Origin of the sequence: Psychrosphaera aestuarii, assembly GCF_017948405.1 — a bacterium.
In the GTDB taxonomy this organism is placed as follows: Bacteria; Pseudomonadota; Gammaproteobacteria; order Enterobacterales; family Alteromonadaceae; genus Psychrosphaera; species Psychrosphaera aestuarii.
The window spans coordinates 1931292-1950093 of the sequence record NZ_CP072844.1 but is presented as its reverse complement, the minus strand read 5'-3'; the positions used below and the strand labels follow the sequence as shown (position 1 = coordinate 1950093).

Annotated in this window: 16 protein-coding genes; 8 read left to right on the top strand and 8 right to left on the bottom strand. The window is 38.4% G+C overall.

The genetic code is table 11. The features are described from left to right. Positions 1-2: 2 nt before the first annotated feature. The 3 genes from J9318_RS08885 to J9318_RS08875 form a co-directional block, all read right to left on the bottom strand. Positions 3-1220: a hypothetical protein gene (locus J9318_RS08885; protein ID WP_210559589.1), complete on the bottom strand. Its 1218-nt coding sequence runs from the start codon at positions 1218-1220 to the stop codon at positions 3-5. A 130-nt stretch (positions 1221-1350) separates the two neighbouring features. Next, the gene (locus J9318_RS08880; RefSeq protein WP_210559588.1) at positions 1351-2526 is read right to left on the bottom strand and encodes an RNA polymerase sigma factor; all 1176 of its coding nucleotides are present in this window, start codon (positions 2524-2526) and stop codon (positions 1351-1353) included. Positions 2527-2528: 2 nt separating this feature from the next. Next, positions 2529-3539 carry an alpha/beta fold hydrolase gene (locus tag J9318_RS08875; RefSeq protein ID WP_210559587.1) on the bottom strand — a complete coding sequence of 337 codons (1011 nt, stop codon included), beginning with the start codon at positions 3537-3539 and terminating at the stop codon, positions 2529-2531. A 139-nt stretch (positions 3540-3678) separates the two neighbouring features. On the opposite strand from J9318_RS08875, the gene J9318_RS08870 reads away from it, so the two are divergent. The 6 genes from J9318_RS08870 (at position 3679) to J9318_RS08845 (ending at position 10668) form a co-directional block, all read left to right on the top strand. Then, positions 3679-4170: a TlpA family protein disulfide reductase gene (locus J9318_RS08870; protein ID WP_210559586.1), complete on the top strand. Its 492-nt coding sequence runs from the start codon at positions 3679-3681 to the stop codon at positions 4168-4170. 92 nt (positions 4171-4262) lie between these two features. After that, on the top strand, positions 4263-5390 hold the full coding sequence (locus J9318_RS08865; protein ID WP_210559585.1) for a M14 family metallopeptidase: 1128 nt from the start codon (positions 4263-4265) through the stop codon (positions 5388-5390). A gap of 114 nt (positions 5391-5504) precedes the next feature. Beyond that, the gene (locus tag J9318_RS08860; protein WP_210559584.1) at positions 5505-7178 is read left to right on the top strand and encodes an alanine/glycine:cation symporter family protein; all 1674 of its coding nucleotides are present in this window, start codon (positions 5505-5507) and stop codon (positions 7176-7178) included. A 112-nt stretch (positions 7179-7290) separates the two neighbouring features. Further along, positions 7291-7620: a zinc ribbon domain-containing protein gene (locus tag J9318_RS08855; protein WP_210559583.1), complete on the top strand. Its 330-nt coding sequence runs from the start codon at positions 7291-7293 to the stop codon at positions 7618-7620. An 11-nt stretch (positions 7621-7631) separates the two neighbouring features. Beyond that, entirely contained in the window at positions 7632-7913 is a 282-nt protein-coding gene (locus J9318_RS08850) for a YeaC family protein (protein WP_210559582.1), read from the top strand. Next, the gene (locus tag J9318_RS08845) at positions 7903-10668 is read left to right on the top strand and encodes a DUF349 domain-containing protein (RefSeq protein ID WP_210559581.1); all 2766 of its coding nucleotides are present in this window, start codon (positions 7903-7905) and stop codon (positions 10666-10668) included. Before J9318_RS08850 ends, J9318_RS08845 begins: the two co-directional genes overlap by 11 nt. A 134-nt stretch (positions 10669-10802) precedes the next feature. On the opposite strand, the gene ansA is transcribed toward J9318_RS08845, so the two are convergent. Both ansA and sppA read right to left on the bottom strand, forming a co-directional pair. Next, a complete protein-coding gene (ansA, locus tag J9318_RS08840; protein WP_210559580.1) occupies positions 10803-11816 on the bottom strand; it encodes an asparaginase in 1014 nt (337 codons plus the stop codon). After that, positions 11816-13693 carry a signal peptide peptidase SppA gene (gene sppA, locus J9318_RS08835; RefSeq protein ID WP_210559579.1) on the bottom strand — a complete coding sequence of 626 codons (1878 nt, stop codon included), beginning with the start codon at positions 13691-13693 and terminating at the stop codon, positions 11816-11818. The genes ansA and sppA overlap by 1 nt, the downstream gene beginning before the upstream one ends. Positions 13694-13848: 155 nt before the next feature. Here sppA and J9318_RS08830 point away from each other — a divergent pair, with 155 nt between their 5' ends. Both J9318_RS08830 and J9318_RS08825 read left to right on the top strand, forming a co-directional pair. Next, positions 13849-15864, top strand: a complete 2016-nt coding sequence (locus tag J9318_RS08830; protein WP_210559578.1) for an oxidoreductase — start codon at positions 13849-13851, stop codon at positions 15862-15864. Position 15865: 1 nt separating this feature from the next. Then, the gene (locus tag J9318_RS08825) at positions 15866-16372 is read left to right on the top strand and encodes an RNA methyltransferase (protein WP_210559577.1); all 507 of its coding nucleotides are present in this window, start codon (positions 15866-15868) and stop codon (positions 16370-16372) included. Here J9318_RS08825 and pssA read toward each other — a convergent pair whose 3' ends face one another. The 3 genes from pssA to J9318_RS08810 are packed head-to-tail and all read right to left on the bottom strand — an operon-like array spanning position 16373 to position 18800. Continuing rightward, positions 16373-17710 carry a CDP-diacylglycerol--serine O-phosphatidyltransferase gene (gene pssA, locus J9318_RS08820; protein ID WP_210559576.1) on the bottom strand — a complete coding sequence of 446 codons (1338 nt, stop codon included), beginning with the start codon at positions 17708-17710 and terminating at the stop codon, positions 16373-16375. Beyond that, entirely contained in the window at positions 17707-18435 is a 729-nt protein-coding gene (pepE, locus tag J9318_RS08815; protein WP_210559575.1) for a dipeptidase PepE, read from the bottom strand. Before pepE ends, pssA begins: the two co-directional genes overlap by 4 nt. Continuing rightward, positions 18432-18800 carry a response regulator gene (locus J9318_RS08810; protein WP_210559574.1) on the bottom strand — a complete coding sequence of 123 codons (369 nt, stop codon included), beginning with the start codon at positions 18798-18800 and terminating at the stop codon, positions 18432-18434. Before J9318_RS08810 ends, pepE begins: the two co-directional genes overlap by 4 nt. Between the last annotated feature and the right edge of the window lie 2 nt (positions 18801-18802).

Sequence of the window (18802 nt, the reverse complement as noted above, 5' to 3'; positions counted from 1 at the left end):
AATTAAAACACCCAAGTAATAGCAACTTGAAAAAGGGTCGACTTTCGATCAAACGACTCATCTATTATGTTGTAAAAGCTTCTATTATTTGGCTGTCCTTTTAGCCAGGTTACGTCTGTTTTTATCGCAATATTTGTTTGCCAATCCCAGCGTATCCCTAGGCTCGTACTATCTAAAGTGTCCCTGGGTAAGCTGTTATAAGTAAAGTTATAAAGATTATTTAACGCGTCCAGTTCTGGTGATACACCGAGCGGAATATCAAATGCACGGCCTGAGTAACTGGTATTTGAAGCGCCACGAGTAAGTGAAACGGTAAATGGATATTGGTTGTAGCCAATTGTAAAATATGATGATTCTATAGTAGGGATCGATATCTCTTTAGGCGATACTTTTGACCATTCGGAACGAATGAAATAGTCTAAATTGTCATAATTTATGCTTACTTGATAAAAGTTAACATCGCCTTTTAATGATAATGAGTCAGCACTCTCGGTAAAGCCTAACTGACGAAGCTGCTTTGAAAACTCAAGAATTCTGCGGTCACCTGAATTATTATGGGCCTGATGAATCGAGGCTCTGAAACTGAGATTGTTTGCACCTATATTCGCGATTAAACCTTTAAGGTCATCGACATCTATATCAATTAAGTCATGCCCGATGTAATAGGTGTCTTTTTTTGAACCCCAATAGCCTTCAAGGTTGAACGAAAATATACTCACGGGTACGTCGTATCTAAAAAAGACACCATCTACTTCGTCGAACATGTAGTCGTTATAAACTTGTTCTGGCAAGGTTATCCAAGGGTACGAAAACCCGACATTAGAAATATCACTGTAATTAAAAAAAGGAACTTTAAGTTTTCCAATCTTGACCAAAACGTTTTTGTTTGGTTGATAATTGAGTGTTAACCAGCTAATACCGCTGTTCCTTTTCGAATTGCTATAAGCGATTACTTGCGAAGATAATGACAGTTGTTCAGTAAATTTATAATCAAATTGTAAACCAAGTAGCGACTCTGATTTGAAGCTGAAAGAGTCATCATAGTCGTTATAGTTTGCTTTATCGGTATTTAGCTTTCCAATAACAAGCTGACCAAAACCAGAAAATGAAAATTTATCTTCAGGTTTATTATCACTATAAGTGTCATCAAGTGTTGCGAAAGACGAATACGAAACTAGGAGTGTTAGTACAGCTAGCCAACAAAAAACAAAAAAGCGCATAGATATAGATACTTAATTAGGGTTTGTATTAAAAGTATAAACCAATTGTGTGCGTATGCGAGTTCAACTATTAAGAATCAATGTTGGGCGGTTAATAAACACCCAACATGCCTATGTTTTGATTGAGTAGCTACAACAGTGAGCTAAGGCGACCTGAGTTAAGTAAGCCCAGAACCAGTCCAGCACCGCCACCAAACAATCCAAGGTAAAGTCCAAGGTAACAACCAATTGCATTTACATTAAACTCTAGGCTCCTGATTTTGATGATGGTGGGGGTTACGTTTAGATTTGTAAGCTGGTTAATCGTTAATGTGGAGCGATATAAACCAAGCCAAAAAAGAACGAATCCCAAGGATGGGATCAACCAACCATTGGTGAAGCCATAGCCAAAAGCCATAATAATTGCAGTGACAATCATCCATATTGAAGTTTGAAATCTGAGTTTTCGAAGTGCACGTTGCACGCCTAAATCATCAACTCGCTTTATGACCTGTTCCATGGACAGGTGGTTTGCGCCTAATGCCAATAATAAAGGCAGCAGTATGCTTGCAAAAGCCGACAGTACCTTGGTTCCTAACGAAGTCACTACGCTACTGTTTGTTGATACACTGGCTTTTAAAGATGCCAAACTAAACCCTGATGAAAGACCTAAAGACGTTGGGCTAATAACGGTTAAAATGACTGCAGCGATACCAGCAGGTGCAGTACTATAAACAACATTACCGTATTTATTTAAAATTTTTGGTTTGAGTTGCGTTCTTGCCCTTTCTAATTTTTTACGGACAAGGCTAGGGCTAATATCGAGCAATTGTGCAACAGACCTACTGTTTTTTTGTTCTCGATAATACAAAAGAACAATTTCACGAACATCAGGCTCCAGTAAGTCCAATAGGTTCCATATAAGTTGTGACTGTTGTTGTTTTATTAATGCTAAATCTTGTTGATCATTATCGTCACAAACTAAGTTAAGTAGATCATCGTAATTCGGGTGTTGGTTATTCTTTTCAATTTTGTTTGAACGAATATAATTTAACGCAGCATATCGGGTTATTTGTCTTATCCAAGGCAAAAAACTTTGTGGATTTTTAAGCTGGCCAATATCTTGCCAAGCTTTTATGTAGGTTTGTTGAGTGACATCTTCGCTTGCCTGAATATCTTTTGTAATAGCAAGGGCGATACTGCTAATTGCATTTTGAGAGTAATGGATTAATTTTTCAAATGCCGCCGTTTGACCTTGTTGCGCTTTTTCAACATAAGTGATCATTTCAAAAGAAGTAGCAATAATGTTGTGATTGGTATTTTCCATTACTAATTTCCTTTTTTGCTAATGATTGAATGATTCGACTTATTAAAATTAACATTACTATTTTTTACAGAAATGAAGTCAATTATTCGGTCTGTCAGCCAATCACTATCGTCATACATCACAAAATGTTTGGCGTTGGTATTCATGACTAACTCCGCATCAACTTTATCAAATAACTGAGCTTGGTATAACGCTTTTATATATTGATGTTCGGCTTGAGACGAGAAGCCGCCCGAGGCTCCAATAAGTAATAGTTTAGAGGTGATTTTATGTAAGTCAGGTCTAAGGTCAGTACTCATCACGTCAAAAATACTGTCCCCTAGTGTGGCTGAATCAGACGTTTTTGCCATATCTAAAATCTCTTTTTGTCCGGTAAGACTATTTGTTTGAACAGCCATACCTTGTTGAGTCATAAATTCAATTTGGCTAGGGGAAGCTTGTTTATACATTGTTTTTATTTGCTTCGCTTGAAATGCGATGTCATTTATCTCAGTGTTATTGTCGCGGGTGAAGATTGGGCCTATAAATGGCAGACCATCAACAGAGATTATGTGCGAAAATAAATTAGGTTTCTCAATTGCCAGTTTCATTGAAAGTAACCCCCCAAGGCTATGGCCAACAAGAGTGACATCTTGAAGCTTGTTATTTTCGATGTAGTCAATCAATTGCTCAGAGACAGTTGATAAAAAGCCACTTTTATACAGACATGGCGATTGTCCCGCATAGCCTGCAAGTGAAATTAAATGAACTTGATGTGTTTTAGATAGCGCTTTTGTTTGAGCCTTCCATACTCTTTGATCGTTGGAAAAGCCCGGAATTAATATGATGGGTTTACCTTGTCCTGTTACTTCACTGTTAATGCAAGATGCCGGAAGACCTTCTTTTGTTTGCATTGACTGTTGAGTTGTGTTGTTTTTATTATTATCTGCTGGTGTCTGGGTTAAGCTCGGCTCTGCATTTGCACAAAGTGATTTTATTAGCAATGCGGCCATTAATAGCGTCATTTTTTTCATGATGTTTTCCTAGTAAGTAGTCTGTTCACTTATAAAGGCACGACTAAACGGAAAAGTGTGACAATGTTTTGTAATTTTTTTTAAAAGGTCTTGGTCTTTTAAGCACCACAAACGCTCTAACTGTTTTTAAAGGAGTATCATGTTAAAGAACATTACTGTACAAGCTCTTGCGTTTTTTTTGTTATTTCAACTTATCAGCTGGATAAGAGAGTTACCTTTATTATCATCGGACGAAAAAGCACCAGGTTATACATTAACTTCGTTAAAGGGCACGGAATTTAACAGCAACATATTTAATGGAAAACCGACGATTGTATTTTTCTGGGCACCATGGTGTTCTGTATGTAAAGTCAGTATGCCAAATTTACAGAGTTTTTATGAAGAGAACGGCAAAGACATCAACGTAGTGAGCATAGCGTTGAGTTATACCAGCAAACAAGAAGTTGTGGATATTATCGAAAAACAATCTCTTACTTTTACTACGTTATTGGGAAATGATAAAACCGCCACGGACTATAAAATAAAGGGTTTTCCCACTTACTATATTCTTGATGCTAACGGCAAGGTACATGCAAAGTCGATGGGGTATTCTTCCGAGCTCGGAATAAAAGCCAGAACGCTTACTTTGTGAACATAGATCATTGATCCTAACTATAAATAGTGGCTAGAGCTACTTTTTATGTGTTAACCTTTGAAGGATTTTAAAGTTAACGGATCCAAATAATGAGAATAACCAGTAACTTCGATAGCGGTAACATCAAGGTTCTTGATATTACTGATGCAAATAACATTCAATTGTCGATTAACAATGATCACAATTCAGACTTTTATCAATGGTTTCACTTTAAGTTAGAAACAACGGCTGGTGAAGAACATACGCTACGAATTACCAATGCCAAAGATGCCGCGTATCCAGAAGGGTGGCAGAATTATCAAGCAATGGCCTCTTATGACCGTGAAACTTGGTTTCGAGTAAATACTGATTACAATAATGGCGAACTTGTTATCAATCACATTCCTGACTTTGATAATGTTTTTTATGCTTATTTTGTTCCTTATTCTTATGAACGTCATTTAGATTTAATTCACCAATCTCAATTAAATCCTGATACCCAATTAATTACACTCGGCGAGACAATTGACGGGCGCGATATGTCGTTGCTACAAATTGGGGTCCCTGAAGAAGGCAAAAAGTCAATCTGGATAACGGCGCGTCAGCACCCAGGCGAGTCAATGGCCGAATGGTATGTTGAAGGGTTACTTGACCGATTATTTGATGGAGACGATGCAACTTCACGTCTGCTATTAGATAAAGCGGTTTTTTATGTAGTACCAAACATGAACCCAGACGGCTCAGCGCGAGGCCACCTCAGAACAAATGCGGTTGGTACCAACTTGAACCGAGAATGGTTAGAGCCGAGCATGGAGAAAAGTCCTGAAGTCTTTTTAGTTACACAAAAAATGAAAGAAACAGGTGTCGATTTATTCTTAGATATTCATGGCGACGAAGCTATTCCATATAACTTTGTCGCAGGCTGTGAAGGAATTAAGAGCTACGATGATCGTCATAAAGATTTAGAAGAGCGCTTCAAAGCTGCTTACGCTGCAGCCACACCAGAATTTCAGGATGTGCATGGCTACGATAAAGATAAGCCAGGTGAGGCAAATCCTACAGTAGGTGCAGCATGGGTAGGGGAGCAGTTTAAATGCTTGTCTTATACGGTAGAAATGCCATTCAAAGACCATAATGATGCACCTGACGCAATTTATGGCTGGAATGATGTTCGTTCTGCTAAGTTTGGTGCAGATGCTTTGACTGCGATTTTTGCAGTGATTGATCAATTACGATAAATAAAATCAGGGCTTTAACGCCCTGTTTTGATATAAAGCAGTAATAACGTAAAACGATAAAAACATAAAAATAACAACTATAAAAATTCATATAACTTTAAAAAGGAATAACCAGTGAACGCATTTAACGATTTACTCTTGTTTCTTGATGGCATTTTAGGGAGCTCTCCATGGTTTCCTTATGTGCTGTTAGGCGTGGGTATATTTTTCACCATCTATCTTAAGTTTCCACAAATTCGTTACTTCAAGCATGCTTGGAAAGTAGTGACCGGAAAATACGACAAAAAAGGTGCGGAAGGTGATACTAACCACTTCCAAGCTTTGTCTACAGCACTATCTGGTACGGTAGGTACAGGTAACATTGGTGGTGTTGCACTAGCATTATCAATTGGTGGCCCAGCTGCTTTATTCTGGATGTGGATGACGGCGTTCTTCGGTATGACAACAAAGTTTGTTGAAGTAACCTTGTCTCACAAATACCGTGTTAAAACAGAAGATGGCACTATGGCTGGTGGTCCAATGTACTACATGGATCGTCGCTTGAACATGAAGTGGTTAGCCGTTTTATTTGCTATCGCGACGGTTGTAAGCTCATTTGGTACAGGTAGTTTGCCTCAAATCAATAACATCGCTCAGTCAATGAATGATTCATTTGGTTTTGACCACATGTTAACTGGTGGTGTGTTAGCTATTTTGTTGGCACTGGTTATTTTAGGTGGTATTAAACGTATTGCTTATATTACGTCTCGTGTTGTGCCAATCATGGCAACACTTTATGTAATTGGCGCTCTAAGCGTTATTTTATATAACCTTGAAAATGTAGGTCCTTCGTTTATTTCGGTATTCCAAGATGCCTTTACTGGATCTGCTGCTACCGGTGGTTTTGTTGGCGCCGCATTTGCGTATGCGTTTACTAAAGGTGTTAACCGTGGTTTGTTCTCAAACGAAGCGGGTCAAGGTTCTGCGCCGATTGCCCACGCGGCAGCTAAAGCTGACGAGCCAGTATCTGAAGGTATGGTTTCAATTTTAGAACCTTTCATTGATACAATTATTATTTGTACGTTAACCGGCATGGTTATTTTATCTTCAGGTGCATGGCACGAAAAGCATGAAAATGACTTCCAGCGCTCAGACATGCTTATTTTGGCAGGCGAATATAGCCAAAAGAATGACACTGATTTAACGTCGATATCGGCATACTTAAATGAACTTGGTTCAGATGTTAAACCGTATCAAGGCGAAATTATCGTTAAAGAGGGTAAAGCCGTTAGTGATGGTTTCACTATCTTGAATTCACGTTCATTTGCAGAAAATGTTGTGTTCTTGTTACCTGGAGAACATGTTTATAACGGTAAATTAAACGTGGTAGATGGTTTATTAAAGAATAAAGAAATTATCGTTAGAGGCGACTCGTTGATACATTCTGCATCTTTAACGACCGAAGCCTTTACTAGAGGATTTTTTGGCGAATCCGGTAAATATATAGTAACAATTGGTTTACTATTATTTGCTTTTTCTACAGCAATCGCATGGTCATATTACGGTGACCGAGCCATGACCTACTTATTAGGTGCTCGTTCTGTTATGCCATATCGAGTGATATATGTTGCAGGTTTCTTCTGGGCATCGTTTGCTGATACGTCTTTGATCTGGAATCTAGCAGCGGTAGCGATTGTAGTAATGACTTTACCTAACTTATTAGGTATTTTCTTATTACGTAAAGAAATGAAAGAAACAGTAGATGACTATTGGGTTAAGTTTAACGACGAGCATAAGAAAGACAGTTAATGCCGTGGGTTGTCAAACTTAACACGTAAAAAGCGAGAAAAAGCATCTTAGGCAACTAAGGTGCTTTTGTTTGTTTAATACACCAAAGTTTTATTAGTTACAGGATTAAAAAATGGCAATTATTAAATGTCCACAGTGTGGTAAGTCAATTTCAGACAAACAGAAGGTATGTCCGCATTGTGAATTGGATATGACCAATTTGACTGAGGAAAAAATCCATAGCCTCAGTAAAATTCGTTCGATAAAGTACAATCAGTCATTACAAACCCATCAGTTTATTGCAATGTTATTGTTCTTAGCTGGATGTTTTTCGTATTACAACATTGAAGATAATACCTCGCCGCAATTTGTCGCGGCACAAGCGAGTATTTTAATTGGCTTTATTTGGTATATTGTTAATAGATTTAGAATAATTTGGGCTAAACGAAGTCGCAAAAAGTAGTAGAGCAGAATATGAACCTTGATCAAATGTTAGCGGCGGTGACGCCAGAAGTTTATGAAAACCTGAAGTATGCGGTAGAAACAGGAAAATGGCAGAATGGCCAAAAACTCACGGATAAACAGCGCGAAGATTCACTGCAGTTAGTCTTGGCGTATCAAAGTAAAGTGGCTAAATCAAAAGAACATTTTACCGTTGGTGAGAACGGTGAAATGGTTATGAAATCAAAACGCGAACTTAAAAAAGAGTTTCTTTCTGAAATGGATATAGCAAGGTTTGATCAAGATGATATTTAAGCGTTTATTTGCAAAAAAGAAATGGCAAAGCACTAAAATTAGCGATCGTATTAGTGCTGTCAGTGAGTTGGACCGCCTAAATGGCGAACAAAAAAGTATTCTTCATGAGTTAGCATTTAACGACGCCGAAAAATCGGTTCGACGAGCCGCACTTGAAAAACTCAATGACTTTTCTTTATTTTGGCAAGCCGCCAAAAAAGATCCTAATGAAGACGTAAGCCGATTTGCCCTTAAACACATTCGAGAAGCGCTCGTTGCCCCGCAGTCGGAGATCATTGAACAAAAAGAAAAAGCCACCTTCATCAAAGAATGTAGTAATGCAAAGTTCATAGACGAAATAAAGTTTTTATTGCCGAGTGAAGACTTAGTGGAAGTTGCGTTACAGCGTTTAGATAAACAAGACTTATACATTGAGGCGCTGTTGCAAGGGCGTTTGTCTGCTGATACTGCAACAGCTGTTGTCGAGTCAGTTAACGATTTACAAACGTTAAAAAAGCTTCATAAGAAATTGTCCGGTCAATCGCAGATAAAAATAACCAATAAAATTAGTGAAGTAGAGCAACACACAATTGCACTGTCTCAAGCAGAAAAAAAAGCTCGATTAGTGCTTGCGCAACTGAATGCCTTAAAAGACAAACAAGACTTTGAAGACATATCTCGACAATACCAAAAGTTAAACCAGGATTGGCAAGCGCAGTTACCTTTAGTAAACGAACTAGATAAACATGTAAGTAATGAGCTTAACGCTAAATATGATGCCATTAATAGTAGCCTTAAAGATAAGCTTAGTTATTTAGAGGTAGCGCATTTAGAGCAAAAAGAGCAACTCGAACAGTTGGAGCAGCAAAAGCAATTAACAGCTGAAATTGAGTCTGAATTAACTCAATTTGAAAATGAACTGAATGACCTAGTTAGTGAAGGCGGAGAGATTAAGCTTGGAATGACTGAAACGTTAGCAGTGCTAGCGGATAAGATAGATAGTGCCAATCTAACCGACGACGAAAATAATAAATTAAGTCAACGTATTGATAAATTACAGCGTGGCTTTATCGATTTGCCTAAAATTAAGTTATTACAAAAAGAGGCAATAGATACAATCGAAAAGATTGAAAGTATTGATTTACCGTCGTCACTAGAAACGTTAAATACTATCAAGCCAACCTTCAAAGAGCTAAAAAAGAGCTGGTCCGAATTAGAGCAGTCAATTTCAATAAGTCATGACGTTACCGAACGATATAACATTGCATCAGCGGCACTCGATAAATCGATTAAAAAACTTGAAGCAGAGCAGAATAAACGTTTTTCTAGTTTTAAACGCAAGCAGTCGGAGTTAATGCAGCTTATTACGGATGGACGTTTTAGAGAGGCTTTTGGGTTATTTAATAAATTACAAAAGTGGCATGGTGAGCTAAACGTATATCAACAGACTCAAATTGAAAAACAATGGACTGACAGCAATGTTCAAATAGAACAGTTACGCGACTTAGAGCAGTCAATTGCTGAGCCTAAACGTCAAGAATTACTTGAGCAAATTGAAAAATTAGCGAAACAACCGTTAGTTGACGCTTCAGAACAAGCTCATCGAGTAAAAGTGTTGCGAAGTGATTGGTTATCTCTTGGGAGAATAGACCGAGAAGATCCATTAAATCTTCAATTTAACGAGTTTTCCGAACAAGCTTTTGCCGTTTGCCGTGCATTTTACTCTGAGTTAGAACAAGAACGTGAACAAGCGTATCAAGCCAAGTTACTTGTTTTAGAGCAATTGGAAACGTTAGCGAACAACCTTGCAAATGAAGAGGTGAGTAGCTGGAGAGAAGTTGAGCTATTAAATAGTAAATTGACAAAGCACTGGTTTGATATCGGCCTTGTTGATAAGTCAAAAGTATCAGAGATAAACGAGCGCTTTTCAGCTGCGAGTAAATCCATAAAAACAAAAATAATTGAACAACAAAAGTTTAACCAAACGGATAAACAGGCGTTGTTAGACAAGGCAAAACAAATTGCTGACTCTGACACGTCACTTCCAGATAAAGCAAACGAATTGAAAAAGTTGCAGTCGGACTGGAAAAAGATTGGTTTTTGTGGCCGTAAAATTGATGATAAATTGTGGGGTGAGTTTCGTTTAGTTAACAACGCCGTGTTTGACGCACTAGGGGAGCTTCGTAATGCAAATCGAACTCGTTCTACAGAGATTAAAAATGATTTGATAACACAGTTGAATGCCTTCACTGAACAGCTAAAATCATTAACCCAAAACAACGAAGCTAAAGCGCTTGGCCAACAAGTTAAAGAATTGGTTATATCCAAGTCTGAACTTGAAAAAAGTGATTATGAGCGCGTTTTAAAGGTTAAAAACTCATTACTAGAAAAGATTGAAGAGACAGAGCTGTCTTTAAGAAAGAACATGCGTTTAAATCAATACGTCATGCTTTTTAATGCATTGGAAGATTTAGCAAGCGGTAAAACGATAGATACAAGTATATTAAAGCCTTCATGGTCTAATGCGTTAAACGCGAATAGCAAGGTTGATCGTTTAGAAGCAACCCTGAAAATGGAAATCATTGCTGAATTAGAAAGCCCTGAATCTGAACTGCCTCAACGCCAAGCTATACAAATGTCTATGATGACAGAAAAGTTAGAGTCAGGAACATCTTATAATAAAGATGAATTACTTGAAGATTGGTTATCTGCCGGCGCAATATCGAGCGATGATGTAGCCCTAATATCAAGAGTACGTCACGTATTCTCTATCTAACCCAATCGCTATCAGCGACTAATTGCTTTAAATAACAAGCAGAACAAAGCCGACATTGATGTCGGCTTTTTATTTTGATCTTAAGTTAATAATGACTGGGGTTTGAATATCAGGCCAGTCTATTTTAAAGGGGGCTAATTACTACGCTCACCTTTTAAATTAGAGACAAATAACTCCCGCCTTTGCTTGTAACTAAGATCTTGGCTTAAAAGGTAATGTAACTTAGTTAAACATGCCTCTAACGTCATATCACCGGCAGAAAGCGCTCCTGCATCTTTTAAAACATGACCGGTTGCATAACCATCCATATTAACTTGTCCTCTAAAACATTGAGTTCTATTAACAATTAATATTTCTCGTTGATGTGCTTGCTTTAATTCATTTATTAAGGCGTCGTCTTGTGGCGCGTTGCCTACGCCATAACTTTGAACAATAAGCGCATTGACAGGTTGAGCTAATACATTTGCAATGACAGTGTGACTTATTCCGGGATAAAGAGTGACAACACCAATAGGTTGGCCACTGATATTAATCACCTTTAATTGATCTGTTTTATGATGTTCTAATACTTTGCCAGCGCCTAATTGAATTTGAATACCGGCGGTAGCAAGGGCATCAAAATTTGGGCTGTCAAAGGCATTAAAACCGGTTGAGTTTGCTTTAGTAGAGCGGTTACCGCGAAATAACTTATTGTTAAAAAATAAACTTACTTCCGGAATAGGAAAGTGTGCGGCAAGGTACAGAGCATTAAGTAAATTGGTTTGCCCGTCGGAGCGAATTTCCGAAAGTGGAATTTGGCTACCTGTAACAATAACGGGCTTACTCAAGTTATCTAACATAAAAGACAAGGCTGACGCGGTATACGCCATGGTGTCAGTACCATGCAAAACAACAAAACCATCGAACTCAGCATAGTGCTCTGCAATATCCTCAGCGATGACTTGCCAATCACTAGGAGACATATTACTCGAGTCTATAACTGGGCAGTATTCGTTGATCACAAACTCTGGCATTTCATCGCGAAATAATTCAGGTAATGAATTAACAACATCAGTAATATAGCCTTCTACAGGGATATATCCCTGAGAAGACTTTTTCATACCAATGGTGCCACCAGTATAGGCAATATAGATTCTCTTTTTCTGCATTATTTTGTTAACGCTTCACACTCTATGCAATAGATATACATATGTTTAGGATCATTAAATTTAAGCCATCCTGTGGCTTCATTCCACATTTGATTTACCAGTGACGAAAATGGATTAGGGCGATGCTCGGTGGCTTGTACCGCAGGGGCTGGAAGAACAACTTTTGCCATCCCTAAAAATTCTTGAATTATTTTATCAAAGCCGACCACAGGCTCTTGTATGGTAATTACAGAATAGTCCTCAAGACCGGCTAGCTCTGCTGCTCCCTTAATAGCATCGTCAAAATAACCCAGCTCATCAACTAAGCCTAATTCCTTGGCAGTTTGACCAGACCAAACGCGACCTTGTGCAATTTTGTCTACTTCTTTAACTGTCATATCACGCTCTTGCGAAACCAAGTTAAGAAATTGACGATAGCCATTTTCAATAGACAATTGAATGATGTTTTTCATTTCAGAAGGTAACTTACGGGCAGAAGAAAGTCCGGCTAACTCAGTGGTACCTACACCATCGGTGTAGATGCCCAATTTAGCAAGTGTTTCTTCATAGGTAAGAAACATACCAAATATACCAATAGAGCCTGTGATAGTGCTTGGTGACGCCCATATCTTATCGGTTGACGCTGCAATCCAATAACCACCCGATGCCGCTAGCGTGCTCATTGAGGTAACAATAGGTTTACCTGAAGCTTTTATCGCTTCAATTTCATTTCGTATTATTTCAGAAGCAAATGCGCTGCCACCAGGGCTGTCAACACGCAACACAATGGCTTTGACAGAGTCATCTAAACGCGCATCTTTTAATAACTTTGCCGTAGAGTGACCACCAATTTCGCCAGGTTTTGCATTGCCATCGTAAATAGTACCGCTCGCAACAACGATAGCTACTTTGTCCGCGTTAAGGACAGGGAATGTTTGATCGACAAAGTCTAAATATTTATTTAACGTAATAACATTTTCTTTACTCGCATTCAGCTCCTGCTTCATGTAAGCATCAAACTCTTGATGCGTCATCACCATATCAATCCATTTATTGGTGAGTGCTAAATCAGAAAAGTCTCCGTCAACAGATTTGAACTTGTCGTAAAAAATAGAAAGTTTCTCATCAAAGTGACTTTCATTTAAGTCTCGTTGAACAGCAACGTCAGTTTTATACATGTCCCAAAGTTCATTTAGCCACTGTGAGTTAGCTTCTTTAGCTGCCTCAGACATATCGTCACGAATATAAGGTTCGATGGCTGACTTAAATGTACCCACTCTAAAAATGTGAGAATTAACATTTAGCTTTTCTAACGCTGATTTGTAATAAGTATTGTAACGGCCAAATCCGTCCAAAATAATTGAGCCCATTGGATGAAGTATTACGGTATCTGCGTGTGAGGCTAAATAATATTGACTTTGAGTAAAGAAGTCACCGTAAGCAACAACAGGTTTTCCACTTGTTTTTTTAAACTGTTTAATGGCATTTGCCACTTCTTGTAGCTTGCTTAGACCTGCGCCTTGTAAACCGTGCAAGTCAAGTTTAAGCATAGTTATTTTTTTATCGTTTGCTGCAAAATCAATTGCGTTTAATATATCTGTTAACAATAGTTCTTTACGTGTGTTTGTCGCACCTAAAGCATCATTCATAAGCTCGGCGTAGGGATCGACGACTGCTTTTTCTTCTACAATATCGCCAACAAGTTTTAACTCTAATACTGAATTATCGGAAAATATGATGGGTTGATCTTTTTTTGAGGAAATGGCGCCAAAGATAATTACGGCTAAAATTATAAATATAATATTAAGAATAGCTTTGCGGGTAAAATTCAAAACGCCCCAGCATGCGCGTATCAAATCGAAAAACCAATTTTTATTGGTAGTAATTTCACTAGACATAAAGTGTCCCAAAGAGAGTTAAAATTCATCTGTCATTGTTGATTAATTATCAAACCTTTACCAGAAATCGAATGTAACAAAATTAAACTATTGATGTCAGACCAGTAGTCGGTTAAAGTTTTGCTTAGTTTAAACAGCTTACGTTGGTTTGCAACATGTCATATCCTCATTTATTTCAACCATTAGACTTAGGTTTCACGCAGTTAAAGAACAGAGTTTTAATGGGCTCAATGCATATTGGTCTTGAAGAAGAAAAAAACGGCTTCAATCGTTTAGCGCAATTTTATAAAGAACGAGCTGAAGGTGGTGTTGGTCTAATCGTTACAGGCGGTATTGCGCCTAACTTTGCGGGCAGAGTAGAGCCAAGAGGTGCTCAATTAAGTCATTTTTGGCATGTTGGTAAACACAAAAAAATAACCAACGCCGTTCATGAAGCCGACGGCAAAATATGTTTACAAATATTGCACACTGGTCGATATGCATACCATCCTTTTAGCGTCTCTGCTTCTGCTATTAAAGCGCCAATTTCGCCATTTAAGCCAAAAGCACTCAGTGCGCGTGGTATTCGTAAAACGATTAACGATTTTGCTAATTGTGCAAAGTTAGCCCGAAAAGCCGGATACGACGGCGTCGAAGTGATGGGTTCAGAAGGTTACTTGATTAACCAGTTTATTGCGCCTAAAACCAATAAAAGGACAGATCAATACGGTGGTAGCTTTGAGAACAGAACTCGTATTGCAATTGATATTGTTCGTGCGATAAGAGAACAAGTTGGTGACGACTTTATTATCATTTTCCGTTTATCTATGCTTGATTTGGTTGATAACGGCTCGACATTTGAAGAAGTTGTTGCGCTTGCAAAAATGTTAGAAAAAGCAGGTGTTACGCTATTAAACACTGGTATTGGTTGGCATGAGGCTCGTATACCTACCATCGTTACGTCTGTGCCTCGTAAAGCATTTACTTGGATTAGTGAAAAGATTAAAAAAGAAGTTTCGATTCCGGTAATCACCACAAACCGTATCAACACGCCTGAAATCGCGGAGTCTATTTTAGCAGACGGTCAGGCCGACATGGTGTCAATGGCGCGACCTTTGTTAGCGGATGAAAACTTTGTTAATAAAGCCAAAGCTGGCCAAGCAGATCGAATAAACACCTGCATAGCCTGCAACCAGGCTTGTTTAGATCATGTATTTAAACGTCAACAAGCAAGTTGTTTAGTTAATCCAAGAGCAGGTTACGAAACCGAGTTGGTTTTCAAAACCGTAGTAAATAAGAAAAAGTTAGCAGTTGTTGGCGCAGGACCAGCGGGTATGGCATTTTCATGTTATGCAGCTGAACGAGGTCATGAAGTCCATTTGTTTGATCAGGCTAATGAAATTGGTGGCCAGTTCAATATCGCCAAAACGATCCCGGGTAAAGAAGAGTTTTACGAGACGATTCGCTATTTTGAAAATAGAGTTAAAGATGCTGGTGTTCATTTACACTTAGGTGAACGTCAGTCTGCAGAATCTTTAGCCAGCCAAGGCTTTGACCAAGTAATTGTCGCGACAGGTATAATTCCTCGTGAATTAAACTTACCAGGTTTTGATGACGAACGCGTTATGAGTTACCTTGACGTACTTCGTGACAAAAAAGAAGTAGGCAATAAAGTAGCGGTCATTGGTGCCGGTGGCATTGGGTTTGATGTATCGGCTGCATTAACACAGCCTAAATCCCATTCACTAGACTTAGAAGCTTGGTTAGCTTATTGGGGCGTTGACACTGATTATAAAAACCGTGGCGCAATTAAACCAATGAAGGACGATCCACCTGCACGTGAAGTAACCTTAATGCAACGTAAAACAACGAAGGTTGGTGCTGGACTAGGTAAAACGTCTGGTTGGGTTCATCGAGCCGAGTTGAAGCGAGCGGGCGTAACCATGTTAAATGGAGTTGAATACCGGTCGTTTTCAGAAAAAGGATTGGAAATAGCCATCGATGGTCAAGTTCAATACTTAGATGTTGATAACGTTATTGTTTGTGCTGGACAATTATCAAATAATAAATTGGCGGACGAGTTAAAAGCGTTAGGTCAGTCGGTTGAAATTATTGGTGGTGCATTTGTTGCTGCCGAACTTGATGCCAAACGTGCTATTCGTCAAGGTGCTGAGCTAGCTGCAAAAATTTAATATGAATAATCAAGATGTCACTATTTGTTTAACAAACCCGAAAAGCCCCAGTAATGTTGGGGCGATTCTTAGAGCAGCAGGCTGTTATAATATTCCTGCTTTGCTTTATACGGGAAACCGTTACAACAAAGCAAAAAAACATGCGACGGATACTCAAAATGTTGGCAATGAAATTTCTGTCACTCATGTAGAGTCATTTTTAGAGTCGAAACCAGACGATGTAAAGTTGGTTTGTATTGACTTTGCAGAAGGTGCAGTGCCGCTGCCTGTTTTTGAGCATCCAGAAAAAGCGTTTTACGTCTTTGGGCCAGAAGATGGCTCATTGAAACAAGATATTGTTGATGCTGCTGATTTTGTTGTTTACATGCCAACTAACGGAAGCTTAAATTTGGCTGCGGCCGCAAACGTTGTGCTTTATGATAGAGCCGCAAAATCGTTCTCAGGCCATGATGATGACTTGATCAGAAAAAGTCGTGATGTGAATAACCGCTTAAAAGTGCCTGCTTAATTAAAGCAGGCGTTTTAATATACGGTCAATTTGAGTCATTCGTATTTTGTTCAATAGTTTTTGAGGCTTAGTTGGATAGTCTTTAATACTGTCTAACTGTTTATAACTTTCAACAATGTCAGTATGTTGATAAATCATTTCTATCTCTTTTTGAACCATAGGCATTAGCTTTTTACCTGGGTCGTCAATCAACAAACCATTTTCCAAATCTAATGTCCATGCTCTTGGATTTATGTTGCTACCGGTAATAAGATGATAACGGGAATCAACAATCATTCCTTTTAAGTGGTAACTATTTTGTTCATGTTTCCATAGCCGAACAACAAGTTGGCCATTGTCGATATACTTTTTCCAGCGTTTAGCAAATCGAACTAACAAAATTTCATACACATACGGAACAATGCCGATAGTAGTAAACTTTTCTACATCGTGGATAAAAAAGTCATTTGCTGTTTTATCACCGACGGTAATCTCTATTTTAACGCCTCGTTTCAGCGCTTTCGCTACGTCACGAGTTAACACTTTAGGTAAGTTAAAGTAGGGCGTAAACATAACTACCGACTGTTCACTCTTTTGAATTAACTTTCTAATTTTGTTATTAAGATTGTTATGCTTTTTACCAAACCCAACAAGTGGCTCAACGAGCAGTTCACTCGCGTTTGTTGTAGGTGACGATATTTTATATTCACTATTTGTAAGATAATGTCTTAACTGCAGAATAAGCTTTTTCAAGTCCGGCAGTATTGGGAATTCACCTTTATTTAAGCGAGGCGCTAAATCTGAATGAACAAAAACTTGATTTAAATACTTAACAAAACTATCAGCTAATACTGTGCTATTAAATAAGTAATATCGGTCTAAGCGATACTTATCCTTTTGGTGCAAATAAATATCATTGATACTTGCACCGGTAAAAAACAAACAGTCGTCAAAGACCATGCCTTTAAGATGCAAAACGCCAAACAGCTCTTTATTTTTTACTGCAACACCAAAGATCTTAACTTCACAACCAAATTCTTTTGCTTTATTTAGATAAAAAGCTCTATTGCCTTCCTGATCTTTTGCACCAATTAACCCTCTACGAGCGCGGTGTGCATCAACAAAAATTTTAATATCTAGTTCAGGAGAAACTTGTTTGGCTTGATAAAGAGCATCTAATATTTCTCTTCCAGCCTCATCGTCCTGTAAATATAACGCCGTAATATATATACGATTTTTAGCTGACTTAATATATTCAACTAAGCGCGTTTTATATTCTTTTGCTGAGTATAATATCTCCAATTCATTGGCATTCATTGCCACGGAGTTATTCAAATCAATCAGTTCTGAGTATGTCATATAGAAGTACCAAGCAAATAACTAAAGTCGTGATTTGACTCAACAGTTACTTTATTACCTGCCTTAAATTCATAAGCTTGTTTGTCACCAAGTAAGGTTAGTTTGCCATTCGCTAACAGCAAAGCGCTACCTTCTTGAATACCAACAACCGTAGTTTTAGGGTTGAGCACCATAAACTCTTGTAAACGCATTTCGCGGGTTTCGCCATTGTGGCCTGGAGCTTGATAATCGGTGTAGTGCGGATTTATTTGAAACGGTAAAATATTAAGCGCATCAAACGATTTAGGCTCAACAATTGGCATATCGTTAGTTGTTCTGATACTTGCACCGGCAATATTCGAGCCTGCACTCCAACCAATATAGGCAGTGCCATTATCTATTTGTTGTTGTAGTTCCAAGATCAAATCGAGCTGATATAAACGGTCAAGTAACGCAAAAGTATTGCCTCCACCAACTAGAACAATGTCGCTATTTCTAATTGCTGTTTTCTGGTCGTCATAATGGTGTATCGAGGTTATTTCAACGGGTAAACTCGTTAGCGCTTTCTTAACCATTTCAAAATAGTCATCGTAAGAAACAGAGACGCCGGCATAAGGAACAAACAGTATTTTAGGCGTTGAAGAGCATGTCAACTGAGATAAAAACGCTTTAATTAATGGGATTGCATGTTCTAGGTAACCGGTATTACCTTCTCGCGAGGCACTTAAGAGCAGGGCGTTTGTCATTGTAAAATTCCAATTCGCTGCAGCAGATTTTTTAACTTTACGGGGTCGATAGGTTTGGATAAAAAGCCTTTAGCCCCCATTTCCCAGGTAACTTGTACATTATCTACTGAGTTATAAGATGAACACATAACGACGGGAACGTCGATGTTTTCTACATTAATTCTGTCTAATACTTTTTTGCCATTAATATCGGGCAATTCAATATCTAAAATAACTAGGTCGAATGTTTGTTCTTTAAGTACGTCAATGGCTGCGCCACCAGTTGAAACACAAACAACAGAGCTAAAGCCTAAATCGGACAATAGCTCTTTAAACAAGACCAAAATATCATCGGCATCATCAATGACTAAGATACTTTTCGACATAG